This is a genomic window from Neptunomonas sp. CHC150, assembly GCF_030397555.1.
GTDB lineage: Bacteria > Pseudomonadota > Gammaproteobacteria > Pseudomonadales > Balneatricaceae > Neptunomonas > Neptunomonas phycophila.
The window spans coordinates 294,795-306,731 of sequence record NZ_JAPNXU010000010.1 but is presented as its reverse complement, the minus strand read 5'-3'; the positions used below and the strand labels follow the sequence as shown (position 1 = coordinate 306,731).

Below are 11,937 nucleotides of genomic sequence, written 5' to 3'. Positions count from 1 at the left end.
CTAACAACTTTATTAAAGGAAATAGGTGAAACATGGCTCTTATCTCAATGCGTCAGCTGCTCGATCATGCCGCTGAATTTGGATACGGTATCCCTGCGTTTAACGTTAATAACGTAGAGCAAATGCGCGCTATTATGGAAGCGGCGTCTAAAACTGACTCTCCTGTGATAGTGCAAGCATCAGCCGGTGCGCGCAAATATGCGGGCTCTAATTTTTTGCGCCATATGATCTTGGCCGCAATTGACGAGTTCCCTCATGTGCCTGTCTGTATGCATCAGGATCACGGTACCTCGCCTTCGATCTGCCAGCGTTCAATCGCTATGGGCTTTTCATCAGTGATGATGGATGGATCGTTAATGAGTGACGGCAAAACGCCTTCTAGCTATGAGTACAACGTTGACGTAACTCGTCGTACCGTAGAAATGGCGCATGCCTGTGGTGTTTCTGTGGAGGGTGAATTAGGTTGCTTAGGCTCTTTAGAAACAGGTCAAGCAGGTGAAGAAGACGGAGTAGGTGCTGAAGGCACGCTGTCTCATGATCAGATGCTGACTGATCCAGACGAAGCTGCTGACTTCGTGACAAAAACGGGTGTTGATGCATTGGCAATCGCTTGTGGTACTTCACATGGTGCATATAAGTTTACGCGTCCGCCTACAGGCGACATCTTGGCGATTGATCGTATTAAGGCTATCCATCAGCGTATTCCAGAAACTCACCTAGTCATGCATGGCTCGTCCTCTGTGCCGCAAGAGTGGCTCAAGATCATTAATGAGTTTGGTGGTGAAATTCCTGAGACTTACGGCGTGCCTGTTGAGCAAATCGTTGAAGGTATTAAGTTTGGTGTGCGTAAGGTAAATATCGATACGGATTTACGTTTAGCATCGACGGGCGCTATTCGTCGATTCCTGGCAGAAAATCCATCCGAATTTGACCCGCGTAAATACCTGAAGAAAACTATCGAAGCGATGAGTGATATCTGTATTGATCGTTACGAGGCATTTGGTGCTGCAGGTCACGCGTCTAAGATTAAAGCCATAGCGCTAGAGGATATGGCTGTTAAATATGAGACAGGTGCTCTAGACGTAAAAGTTTTGTAAACACCTGTTTTAATTGTTAAGTATATCAAACCACCTTCGGGTGGTTTTTTTATGGGTTTGTGGCGGTGTATGAACATCTGGTCTACGCTTTACTATGTAGATTCCCAACCTAAAAAGACTATTGTGTATGTTTATACGCCCTATGCGAACGCTTGTGTCCTCTTACTTGATTTGCTTATTTGTTAGCCTTACTTTTGTGGCTCAGGCCGATATCCAAAGGCCTTCCGAGCGCGTGATATTGAGCATTTCTGGCTTAATTGAAGAAACAAATATGCTCGGTTCACCCGATCCAGTTGTTGAATTTGATATGGCAATGTTACAAGAACTGCCTTCTCAACATATAACCACCTACACTTCTTGGACGAATGGGACGCCGGTTTTCAAAGGGGTGCTTTTAACTGACTTGTTGGACAAAGTAAAAGCTCAGGGACAAAAAATTCGCGTCACTGCTTTAAATATGTATTCAGCTGATATCGACGTCAAAACGTTGGAGCAGTTTCCTATTATTTTAGCCTACGCGATGGATGGCGAAGCAATGTCTATTAGGGATAAAGGGCCGTTGTGGGTCATCTATCCAGTGAAAGAGTTTCCTGAGTTGGACCAGCCTAAGCATGTATCGAGTATGGTGTGGCAAGTTAGCAGTATAGTGGTTTTCTAGCCCATGTTATCTCGTCCATGGCGCTACACCTTGTTAATCATGATGGTTGTTATCAGCGCGGCAAGCGTATACGTTAGTTTTAAGCGCCATGCCGAGGCTACACGTATCTTGTCGGAAGATATAAAAACATCTTCTTGGGCTGCCGCTCAGCTAGAAATTGATTATTTACATTTTCAGCATAACTTGGCGATGTATTCAGAAAAACTGGTGAGTAAAGAGGATATGTTGCTCACGTTCGATTTGCTGTGGTCGCGAGTCAATATTCTAAGCATAGGTAAAGAAACGCTTCAGTTTAGACAGCTTGAAGGCAGTCAAAAACTGCTGACTGACTTAAAAGGGCTGCTGCAGGACGCCGAACCTGCATTAGTGAGTAATGAGCAAGTATCCCCTGAGCGAGCTCGGCAAATACGTGACGGCTTCGCCCGTTTGTTTCCCAGTATTCGACTGTTGCATGTGCAAAGTTATAACGGCTCTGAGCGTATGGCAGGGATTGATAAGGCCCATATATTGGAGTTGGATACTCAATACTTTATGTTAGGCCTATTGGGCAGCGGTGCATTCCTTGTCTTTATGATCTTTCGTGAAAGTTCTAAAAATCGGCATCTTGCTATGCACGATGCGTTAACTCGCTTACCCAACCGGGTTTACTTTAAGCGATCTCTTGAAGCCGCAGCCCAGGATGCAGATAAATCCGGCCTTTCGGTAGCTGTGCACATTGTAGATTTAAACAATTTTAAAGAAATTAACGATGTGTATGGTCATGCAGTGGGCGATGCTTTTTTAATAAAAGTAGCTGAACGCTTACAAGGCCTTGCCCAAGGAAAAAACCGGGCTGCGCGTTTAGGTGGGGATGAGTTTGCACTAATACAAGGGGGCATAGAAGGGCGTAATGAGGCTGAGCAAAGGGCATGGCAGATTTGTGAAGTCATAACAGAACCACTCATGATTCAAGACATCGTGTTTTACCCCCGAGCGAGTGTAGGGGTCAGCCTGTATCCTGATGATGATGGAAATATTACTCAAACACAGCTCAATGCCGATGTAGCGATGTATCAAGCCAAGAGTGAACAAGGGATGAGTTATCGCTTTTTTGATGCTCAAATGAACGAGGATTTAAAGCGCCGTAAGCAATTAGCCGATGCGTTAGAGAAGGCAATTAACAACAACCAACTTAACCTGCTCTACCAGCCGATCTTTAACATGACCTCCGGCAAGATGGTAGGAGTGGAGGCGTTAGTGCGTTGGCATAGTGAAGAATTTGGTACGATTTCACCTGAAGAAATAGTCACCACATCTGAACAAGCCGGGTTGGCTAATATTTTTAATCACTGGGTGTTAACAACCGCGTGTAAACAGGCCGTTGCTTGGCACACGATGGAATATTTTGTTGCTGTAAGTGTCAATATATCGCCATCGATGTATACCGACCATGATTTGGTCTCAATGGTTGAGGAGGTGCTCGAAAGCACTCAATTACAGAGCCAATATCTCATGTTGGAAGTAACAGAAGATACCACTATGCAGGATATAGAAAGCTCTCCACATATATTACGTGGATTAAGCTCGCTGGGGGTATCACTGGCATTAGACGATTTCGGAACAGGCTATTCATCGTTAAGCCATTTGAAATCATTACCCGTACAGCGCTTAAAAATTGATAAAAGCTTTATTCAGGACTTATTTGATAGCCCATCTGACTTACGCTTTATTACCACCATTTTGCAGTTGGCCGAGAGCTTAGGTTTAAATGTGGTCGCAGAGGGTATAGAGCTTGATAAGCAGCGTATCGCGTTGATTAGCCAAGGGTGTGTTTTAGGGCAAGGCTATTTGTTCTCTCGTCCTGTCAGCGCCGATTCGATTACACAGCTGTTAATTCCTCAGTCTAGTTGCGTTGATAAGTTGCAGGGTGTGGTGTCCAATATGTAGCTTTTATTTGGTTGAAGACGTTTACTAACGAAAGCTGTTAATAGATGATTCATGCAATAGAGTTACTCTAAAGCAACAATTTGAATCAATGGGGAATGGTAATGGATCTAGTTAAAATGGCAACGCAACTCTTTTTGAACAAACTCGGTACATCGGCGGGTGGTTTAGATCCAGATATGGTTTCTAATGCGTTATCATCTTTGTTAGGTGGCGGGAATGGTGATCTGAACTTGAGCGATTTGATCTCAAAAGTATCTGGCAGTGGTTTAGGCGCGTTGGCACAGTCTTGGTTGGGTGATGGCCAAAATGACAGCTTTTCGATCAGTGATGTTTTATCCGTTTTAGGTGAATCTAATGTTGCTGAGTTCTCTAACCAAATTGGTGTTCCTGAGCAAGAAACAGCGGGTGCTTTGTCCGATATGATCCCTGAATTAATCGATCAGAACAGCTCTGCAGGTGGTTTGTTGGAATCGGTAGGCGGCGTGGGTGGTTTAGCCGGGTTGGCCTCTAGCTTTTTCAAGTAAGAACACGTAGTTTTATCAAGCAGCACATTTTGTGGGCAATTTATTTGATTGCTCACTATAATGGTGCTGCTTTTGTCGTTTTAGACGGCAAAATATGACCTTTTTTAAGCATGAATCTTGCTTAGAAAAGGTATAGCTATTCAGGCTTTAAATGGATCACCTATGTCTTCACAAGAGACGGTGAATGTTAACAACCAGTGTGCAACCACAAGTTTCATACTGTATTGAGGTGTACTACCATGTATACGACCCACTGTTGGCTCTCAATTCTTGAGGGCTGTCTACTCGTGGCTTTAGGTATTCATATACTAAACGCGAGCGATTTACTTATCAGCGGCACGGCTGGTGCTGGTATGATTTTACGCCAACTGACCGATCTTTCGTTCGGTGCTATTTTTTTCCTATTGAATATCCCTTTTTACGTGCTGGCGCTGCGCTATATGGGTACTGAATTTACAGTTCGGACCTTCTGTAGCATTAGTTTGTTGTCAATTATGACTGAGCTAATGCAACGCTACTTGCAGCTAACGGTAGATCCGATTTTTGCAGCGATTTTAGGTGGGCTGCTGATAGGCTTCGGACTAATTATTCTATTTAGGCATCATGCTTCGTTAGGTGGACTCAATATACTGGCGATGTATTTAGAGCGGCGTTTTGGTATTCACCCAGGACGAACAACGATTGTAGGAGATATGTTTATAGCTATCGCTGCATTATGGGTGTTTGAGCCACAGCAGGTTGCTGTTTCCATGGTGGCGTTCGCAGTGATGAGCTCGGTGGTGGGCCGTTATCATAAGCCGCCGCAATGGACGCGTGAGCAAGGGTTGGGATTGGCTAAAGCGTAGCTGCCTTGACATACGCTTTAGCCAAAATAAAAGCAGGCTCAAATGAGCCTGCTTTCGAGGAATCAGAGCAGACTCGCTTACAGCGGAGTTACTTCATCAGCCTGTGGGCCTTTCTGTCCTTGAACTTCAACGAAGGTGACAGCTTGACCTTCAGCCAAAGTACGACGACCCTGACCAATGATTGAACGGAAGTGTACGAACAAATCTGAACCGCCTTCGCGCTGGATGAATCCGTAACCTTTTTCGTCGTTGAACCATTTAACGGTTCCGTTTTGTGTTTCTGACACGGTAACAATACTCAATGTAAAATTTAAAGATTTAGCCACAGGATGTACATCCATGTAACTCGAGCACTGTGAATGGGGAGCAAGAGAGCGAGATGGAGCAGGTAAGCTTAGAAAGGTAACCACTTCAAACGCATAAAACTTGATCTCTAAACACAGATCAGTTTCGAGTGTATCTCCTTGATCTAGGTAACGCAAATAACTTTGGCCGATAAAATGTAAAAAAGCTGGCTTTTTGAAAAGTAGGCTAAAATGCCCTACAAGCCTCTAAAACTGGGCTTATTACTGAATCGAGTTTTAGCGTAGCGATCGAATCGGCTCGTGTAATACCTTGGTTTAATAAAGCGATAGGTTTTTTTGCCTCGTGTGCTCGTTTACAAAATCGAAATCCTGAATACACCATTAGGGAAGACCCTATAACCAGTAAAGCGTCAGACTGAGCTAAGTGATTCAGTGCTGTTTCGACGCGCTCTTTAGGGACATTATCGCCGTAAAAAACGACATCAGGTTTGAGTAAGCCGCCACACGATGGACAATCGGGTATCACAAAGTCTTCGAAAGGGACGTTCTCTAAGTCAGCATCTCCATCGGGTGCCGCTGTAGCGGTCAGAGCCGCGAACGAGGGGTTGAGTTCGGCCATCCAGAGATGGGCTTTATCTCGGCTGAGTGTTTTCTGGCATTGCATACAAATGACACGATCGGAACGGCCATGTAAATCAATGACATTCTCTAAGCCTGCTTGTTGGTGCAAACCATCAACGTTTTGCGTTACTAAGCTTTGAACATGTCCCGCGCTTTCTAATGAGACAAGCCAATGGTGTGCTGTATTGGCGATTGCATCCCGCATAATAGGCCAGCCGATTAAGCTTCGTGCCCAAAAGCGTTGTCGGGTATAGATCTTGTTTATAAAGTCGTGGTGCTGCACCGGAGGTTGACGCTTCCATTGGGAGTGTTTATCTCGATAGTCAGGGATGCCTGAATCTGTCGAAATACCTGCCCCTGTCAGAATAAACAAGCGGGGATGCTGAGCGATAAAATGATCTAACCGTTCTGCTGTTTCTTGTGGGGTTAAACGGGTCTCTTGTGTAGTAGCCATCAGTTGTACCGCTTGCTCGCATGTTATTATAGGTCTGTAGGGTTGTTATGTTAAACGAACAAGGAGCCACGGTGTTAGGTCGTCTATCTCATATATTGCTTTATCTCCCCAATCCACCCAACTTGTCGAATGGAGACGACGCCGTGAGCATAATCCAAGCAAACGGTAACCATTGGCGAAAAATCCTTAGTATTTACGCCAAACTGGTCGTTAAAGAGGGGCGGTGGCAGGATTACCGGGATGGTGACTTGCTGAGGGAGCAGGCGATCAGCTTTCATGACACACTCATAGCACCTAACACGGGCGAGTATTGCGTGCATTGGGTGGCGGGTAAAGCAAGCTGGGAGCGCTTGGGGATTAGTTTAACTGGCTTTACGGCACTCGACGCTGAGGAGCGCGCTTGGTACAAAGGAAATATATTACTTACACCCTACCCAGATTATCGTCAATTTCCTAACCGGCTGATTGAAGAGATCAGAGTGTGGCTAGCACACCCTGACCGGGCTGTCGGTTAAGCGCTTTGTTTTTCAGCAGGAGGCTCTGATTTTTTGGCCCCTTTGTCGATAGACATCACCGTCCAACCGGCTTTGATTACCGGAACTTTCTCAGACGATATAATCCTAAGCCAGCCTTCAGGTGTAACTGCCATGAGCAAACTTCGCTGGGCCTGATGCTCGGTGCGCCAGCGCTCAAGCGTGTAATCGCTCGTAATCAACGTAGCACGTATGCTGGCTCCCTGGCTAATCAGGCTTGATAGTTTCTGGAAGCTAAACTCATCTTCGCCAAAGCCGCTAGGCTGGAAGCGGCTTGATACTTGATGGCGAGCGGAGCTTTTATTGCGAGGCGCTTCGGATTTAACGGAATAAACAAAGCGATCTTCAAACTCTTCTCTAAAGTGTAAGGCTGAGAGCATGTTGATATCACGTTGTGGCGTAATGGCTAATACTTGGCCGTAGCCCCCCAGTTCTAACTTTTGATTGACGCTGCTGGATAGCGGATTACCGTGCAAAGTATTAAGGCCAAGCATACGGGCCTCGCTAATATTCTCCCAACTTGGATCAATGAGAATTGAGGGGATATTTTGCTTCTTTAAAGCCTCGGCTAAGCAGCGAGCAATTTTATTAGCTCCCACAATAACAATGCCGCGAGATTCCGGTTCTGTGACGCCTAAGCGAAGTGCAACAAAGCGAGCGGTAGCACTCTGGAATACAACGGTGCCTATAATAACTGAGAAGGTTAATGCCGTGAGCGTGCTGGCCCCTTCATAGCCAATTTCCTCTAAGCGTAGAGCAAAAAGAGCCGAAACGGCAGCGGCTACAATACCGCGAGGCCCTACCCATGCAATAAGCGCACGCTCTTGCCATTTTAGGTCGGTGCCTATACTGCATAAGAAAACAGAAATAGGGCGCACAACGAATTGGATAACAGCAAGTAATAAGAGTGCGGGTAAGCCAAGTGATAAAAGCTGATCTAAATCTAAACGAGCCGCAAGCAAAATAAACAGGCCGGAAATCAGTAAAACGGTCAGCTGTTCCTTAAAGGCTAGCACTTCTTCAAGATTGAGCCCCTTAACATTGGCTAACCATATGCCCATCACGGTCACCGCGAGCAGGCCTGACTCGTGAGCAAGGTGATTGGATAGGGTAAAGGTCACCACGACTAATGCCAGCGTGCCAAAAGTATGCAAGTACTCTGGTAGCCAATGACGTTTCATAACAAAAGCGAGAATGACCGCCGCGCCAGCACCTAACAATGTCCCCACTAACGTGACTTCAAAGAATAGGATAATAGTTTGTGTAATTTGGCCATTAAATTGTTGGCTTGAAATTAGCCACTGATAGACCAAAACCGCCAACAGTGCGCCGACAGGATCGATCACGATACCTTCCCAGCGTAGCACGTTGGTAATTCGGTTGGTGGCTCGCAAAGTGCGAAGCATCGGCACAATAACGGTAGGGCCTGTTACTACAACGAGTGCGCCGAACAGGGCGGATAATTCCATGTTGAGATCAAAGATCAGATGTGTAGCCCATGAAATTAACACCCACGTGATTAAAGCTCCCCATGTCACTAAGCGCCGAACAATAGTGCTTATTTCTTTTGTTTGATCAAAGTGGAGCGTTAAGCTGCCTTCAAACAAAATAATGGCTACAGATAAAGAAACTAAGGGGAACAGCAAGCTACCAAAGAGCTCGTCCGGATCAAGCACGTGTGTAACGGGACCCAGCATGATTCCGGTAAGTAATAAAAACAGAATAGCGGGGAGCTTAAATCGCCATGCCACCCATTGGCACCCTAAGCTGAATAGGGCAATCAGTGCGAGTAATGAAGCGTCTGTTAATTCCATAGTGTCGTCCGTAGCTAGCCAAGAGTGAGAGCACTCTACTGTGAGTCTTATTAAAAATCAGCCTTTTCAGACAAAGTGTCAAAATAAAAAAATATTTTAGTGAGTCTGTGACTTTCACTATCTCTGCCTAAGTCTAAGTGAATAAGAAGCCGGGAATTTTTCCGGAATCGTCTATGTGACTTTCTTTAGGAGAAGGCAAAATGAAAGTGAATAAACTGGCAAGCATCATCGCAACAATCTCTGTAGGTGGCAGTGTAGCAGCAGCGCAAGCTGAGCCAGTTACGCTGTTTGATTACACTGAGGCAACCTCTGCTTATGAAGATGCTTACATCAACGGCCAATTCAATGTTCAAGATGGTAACCAAGATCAGTCTAGCTACAATTTAGACCTTGATGTGGAATATGATCGGGTTTTTTCTTCGCCAGATCAAAATACAAAGATTGAGTTTGATGGCGAAACCTCGCGTGAGCGTGGGCCTAACGAAGGTGATAAGACAGACTCGTATTATCAAGCAACGGGCGCTGTAACCTCGGATCAGTATTTCCAACCAGGCAGCAATGCCGGTTTTTGGTACGGTAAGGGTGAAGTCGGCATTCAAAAAGATATGGAAGACCCTTACACCAAGCTGACCTTAGGTGTGGGTTACGGCCGAGTAGTGAATGCTACTCCTATGGCTACAGCCATTCGTTTAGTAGAAGCATTACAAGAGCGCGGCATTTTGCAAACTACGCCATCTAAGGCGACTTACAATAAAGTGGCTAATGTTATTGCGCGTGAAGATGAGTACCGCAGCAAGTATGGCGCGGCTGACTACGAAATGACTTGGATACAGGACATTGAAAATGCCTTGGGTAGCGAGCTAACAACCAAAGGTGCTATTAAGTCGTATGACGTGTTAACTAATGAGCGTATCTCTACACGTAAGCACGGTTGGTTAGTGCGTGCAGGTGTGGGGGCAATTATAAGTGATTACGATGGCTCGGATAGTAAACCAGCGTTGGAATTAGGTGCAGAATATCATTACCCACTGAGTAACCGTGCACAGTTCTCTAATGAAGCATTAATTACAACAACGTTAGATGATGGCGACAATAGCTACCACGCACGTAACGATATGTCGTTGACTTATGAAGTGAGTGATCGTGTGGACTGGGAAAACACATGGGGTATTGATTATGCCGCGTATGATAATGCCAATGACACAACGACGAATATTTTGAGCTCAACTTATCGTTATTACTTATCGAATGAACTGAGCTTTACAGTAACCGGACGTCTGACAAACGTAGAAGACGAAATCCGTAACAACGGAAACGATCGTGTAGATCGTGCTGTACTGATGGGATTAACTTACCGTTTGAAGTAGTACACGCCCCGAAACAGCTCATCTCCCCTGCATAAGCCCCTCACTGAGGGGCTTTTTTGTGGCTGGTCTGACAAGGGGGCTCGGATGAACAGTCGGCGCTGACTTAATAAAGTGAAAGTACTTGTTTGATGAGATTTAAATGAGGGCTGCGTACAGGGTATACCGCATACATTGGGTGCTTTATAACAGGCGCCTCCTTCACGACATGCAACTGCTTTGTCTCTATTTCCTGCTCAATAGCCGATAAAGGTAGATAAGCACTACCCCCTAATGCTTGTAAGAAAGCGATGGCCATTTTAGCCGTCCCCAAGCGGGTATGCGGTTCAGCTATATCTGGAAAGAGCCGGCGGTGGGTCAGCATATGGGATAAGCCCCAATCGACCATCAAGTAGTGATCACCAAGGGCGTCATCTAAGGAAATGTTGGGTGTTGAGGCAACTAGCATCAACTCTAGGTCGCCGACTTGTTGGAGGGTGAGCACATCTAATTGCGCCGGTTCTAACATGAAGGAAATATCCAGTACGCCATCTAACAACCGACGAGTCAGTACTTCAGGTGTATGTGATTCCGCGATTAAAGCAATCTCAGGGTGATGGCTACGAATTTGATGTAGCCAAGGCTGTAGCATTACATCCCATAACCTCAGGCTTCCCCCCAGTGATAATTGGGATTGAGCGCCGCCTGCTGTTACGTCTTGTCGGGCTTTACGCCAATTTGCCAAGAGTAATTCGGCATGGCGGACTAGCCTATTACCTTCGGGCGTTAAGCGTATATCCCTTTTGTATCGGTCAAAGAGTTGAACATCAAGTTGTGTTTCTAGCAACTTGATGCGGGCACTGACGGCCGCTTGCGTTAGGTAAAGAGCTTCGGCGGCACGGCCAAAGTTGCGAAGACGCGCTACTTCAAGAAATGTTCTTAGTAATTCCAGATCCATGAGTCCGTACCTAATATGAATAATAAAATATTTTTTAAAAAAGCATAAAAATTTATAGTTATTTTTATTATTAGTGATTATCTATATTTCCCCCTCCACAACAAGCCCGGAGGGTGAAATATGAAAAATAATGTACATCACAGCTCTGTGTTCGATTTGAATGATGAGCAAGTTGTTGAGTTAATTAAAGCGGGTCATGAACATTCAGAGACATTGTTTGGTGAGCTAGTGCGTCGTCATAAGGGAGCTTTGCTGAATCGTTGTCGCAATCGGTTAGGTAACTATGATGATGCAGAAGATGTCGTTCAGGAAACACTAGTGAGAGGCTATCGGGCATTAAGTCGTTTTAACGGTGATTCAAATTTCCGTACATGGTTAATCGCTATTGCCGATAACCAGTGTTACACGCTGACCAAGAAAGAGTCGCGATATACAGATTGCGACCATATAAATGAGCTAATCGAATTAGCCGAACTTAACCAAAAGTTAGAGGCGGAAGCGGCAGATGCAACGGACTATGTTCAGGATACTTTGACACGCTTGCCGGATGCTGTGCGCGATATATTGCATCTACGCTTTCATGCTGAGTTACCCATCACCAGTATTAGCGAGCGGCTAGGTTTAAGTTTGAGTGCAACGAAAATGCGTTTGTATCGAGCTCAAGAAATGTTCGAAAAGCTGTATCCTGTAAAAGCAGCCTTTTTGAGTAACAACGCGACTCTGTCTATGGCGAGCTGATAATTAGGTGAGGTTCTTGTGTTCAGTAAGGCGGACTAAAAATATAATGAATGATGCAAGCCGGTCACCAGTTAGAAAGGTAAAGGGATTGGCACGATACGGCGAGCTGCGTTTGTGAAAA

At 45.4% G+C, this 11,937-nt stretch carries 12 protein-coding genes; 8 read left to right on the top strand and 4 right to left on the bottom strand.

The window, feature by feature from the left end:
* Positions 1-32 precede the first annotated feature (32 nt).
* The 5 genes from fba to OW491_RS13140 all read left to right on the top strand — a co-directional run bounded on the left by fba (position 33) and on the right by OW491_RS13140 (position 5,050).
* Positions 33-1,097 carry a class II fructose-bisphosphate aldolase gene (gene fba, locus OW491_RS13160; protein ID WP_075179204.1) on the top strand — a complete coding sequence of 355 codons (1,065 nt, stop codon included), beginning with the start codon at positions 33-35 and terminating at the stop codon, positions 1,095-1,097.
* 127 nt (positions 1,098-1,224) lie between these two features.
* The gene (locus OW491_RS13155; protein ID WP_290036411.1) at positions 1,225-1,755 is read left to right on the top strand and encodes a molybdopterin-dependent oxidoreductase; all 531 of its coding nucleotides are present in this window, start codon (positions 1,225-1,227) and stop codon (positions 1,753-1,755) included.
* Positions 1,756-1,758: 3 nt separating this feature from the next.
* Positions 1,759-3,681: an EAL domain-containing protein gene (locus tag OW491_RS13150; RefSeq protein WP_290036410.1), complete on the top strand. Its 1,923-nt coding sequence runs from the start codon at positions 1,759-1,761 to the stop codon at positions 3,679-3,681.
* Positions 3,682-3,782: 101 nt separating this feature from the next.
* The gene (locus tag OW491_RS13145) at positions 3,783-4,205 is read left to right on the top strand and encodes a YidB family protein (RefSeq protein ID WP_075171047.1); all 423 of its coding nucleotides are present in this window, start codon (positions 3,783-3,785) and stop codon (positions 4,203-4,205) included.
* Positions 4,206-4,444: 239 nt separating this feature from the next.
* Positions 4,445-5,050 carry a YitT family protein gene (locus OW491_RS13140; RefSeq protein WP_215150750.1) on the top strand — a complete coding sequence of 202 codons (606 nt, stop codon included), beginning with the start codon at positions 4,445-4,447 and terminating at the stop codon, positions 5,048-5,050.
* 77 nt (positions 5,051-5,127) lie between these two features.
* On the opposite strand, the gene OW491_RS13135 is transcribed toward OW491_RS13140, so the two are convergent.
* Both OW491_RS13135 and OW491_RS13130 read right to left on the bottom strand, forming a co-directional pair.
* Positions 5,128-5,337: a cold shock domain-containing protein gene (locus OW491_RS13135; RefSeq protein WP_246283346.1), complete on the bottom strand. Its 210-nt coding sequence runs from the start codon at positions 5,335-5,337 to the stop codon at positions 5,128-5,130.
* A gap of 244 nt (positions 5,338-5,581) precedes the next feature.
* Positions 5,582-6,430 carry an NAD-dependent protein deacetylase gene (locus OW491_RS13130; RefSeq protein ID WP_215150748.1) on the bottom strand — a complete coding sequence of 283 codons (849 nt, stop codon included), beginning with the start codon at positions 6,428-6,430 and terminating at the stop codon, positions 5,582-5,584.
* A 47-nt stretch (positions 6,431-6,477) separates the two neighbouring features.
* On the opposite strand from OW491_RS13130, the gene OW491_RS13125 reads away from it, so the two are divergent.
* A complete protein-coding gene (locus OW491_RS13125) occupies positions 6,478-6,945 on the top strand; it encodes a hypothetical protein (protein ID WP_139309060.1) in 468 nt (155 codons plus the stop codon).
* On the opposite strand, the gene OW491_RS13120 is transcribed toward OW491_RS13125, so the two are convergent.
* A complete protein-coding gene (locus tag OW491_RS13120; RefSeq protein WP_290036408.1) occupies positions 6,942-8,777 on the bottom strand; it encodes a sodium:proton antiporter in 1,836 nt (611 codons plus the stop codon). The genes OW491_RS13125 and OW491_RS13120 overlap by 4 nt on opposite strands.
* A 200-nt stretch (positions 8,778-8,977) precedes the next feature.
* On the opposite strand from OW491_RS13120, the gene OW491_RS13115 reads away from it, so the two are divergent.
* Positions 8,978-10,144, top strand: a complete 1,167-nt coding sequence (locus OW491_RS13115; RefSeq protein ID WP_290036407.1) for a DUF481 domain-containing protein — start codon at positions 8,978-8,980, stop codon at positions 10,142-10,144.
* A gap of 103 nt (positions 10,145-10,247) precedes the next feature.
* Here the strand turns inward: OW491_RS13115 and OW491_RS13110 are convergent, their stop codons facing one another.
* Positions 10,248-11,078, bottom strand: a complete 831-nt coding sequence (locus tag OW491_RS13110) for a LysR family transcriptional regulator (protein ID WP_290036405.1) — start codon at positions 11,076-11,078, stop codon at positions 10,248-10,250.
* Between the two features lie 120 nt (positions 11,079-11,198).
* Between OW491_RS13110 and OW491_RS13105 the strand changes: the two genes are divergently transcribed.
* Positions 11,199-11,816: an RNA polymerase sigma factor gene (locus tag OW491_RS13105; protein WP_075171054.1), complete on the top strand. Its 618-nt coding sequence runs from the start codon at positions 11,199-11,201 to the stop codon at positions 11,814-11,816.
* Positions 11,817-11,937 lie beyond the last annotated feature (121 nt).

Bases quoted from the DNA above. Each gene is read 5' to 3' on its own strand.
- OW491_RS13125 (WP_139309060.1), top strand. From the start codon at position 6,478: ATGTTAAACGAACAAGGAGCCACGGTGTTAGGTCGTCTATCTCATATA.
- OW491_RS13145 (WP_075171047.1), top strand. From the start codon at position 3,783: ATGGATCTAGTTAAAATGGCAACGCAACTCTTTTTGAACAAACTCGGT.
- OW491_RS13130 (WP_215150748.1), bottom strand. From the start codon at position 6,430: ATGGCTACTACACAAGAGACCCGTTTAACCCCACAAGAAACAGCAGAA.
- OW491_RS13150 (WP_290036410.1), top strand. From the start codon at position 1,759: ATGTTATCTCGTCCATGGCGCTACACCTTGTTAATCATGATGGTTGTT.
- OW491_RS13120 (WP_290036408.1), bottom strand. From the start codon at position 8,777: ATGGAATTAACAGACGCTTCATTACTCGCACTGATTGCCCTATTCAGC.
- fba (WP_075179204.1), top strand. From the start codon at position 33: ATGGCTCTTATCTCAATGCGTCAGCTGCTCGATCATGCCGCTGAATTT.
- OW491_RS13105 (WP_075171054.1), top strand. From the start codon at position 11,199: ATGAAAAATAATGTACATCACAGCTCTGTGTTCGATTTGAATGATGAG.
- OW491_RS13115 (WP_290036407.1), top strand. From the start codon at position 8,978: ATGAAAGTGAATAAACTGGCAAGCATCATCGCAACAATCTCTGTAGGT.
- OW491_RS13140 (WP_215150750.1), top strand. From the start codon at position 4,445: ATGTATACGACCCACTGTTGGCTCTCAATTCTTGAGGGCTGTCTACTC.
- OW491_RS13155 (WP_290036411.1), top strand. From the start codon at position 1,225: ATGTTTATACGCCCTATGCGAACGCTTGTGTCCTCTTACTTGATTTGC.
- OW491_RS13110 (WP_290036405.1), bottom strand. From the start codon at position 11,078: ATGGATCTGGAATTACTAAGAACATTTCTTGAAGTAGCGCGTCTTCGC.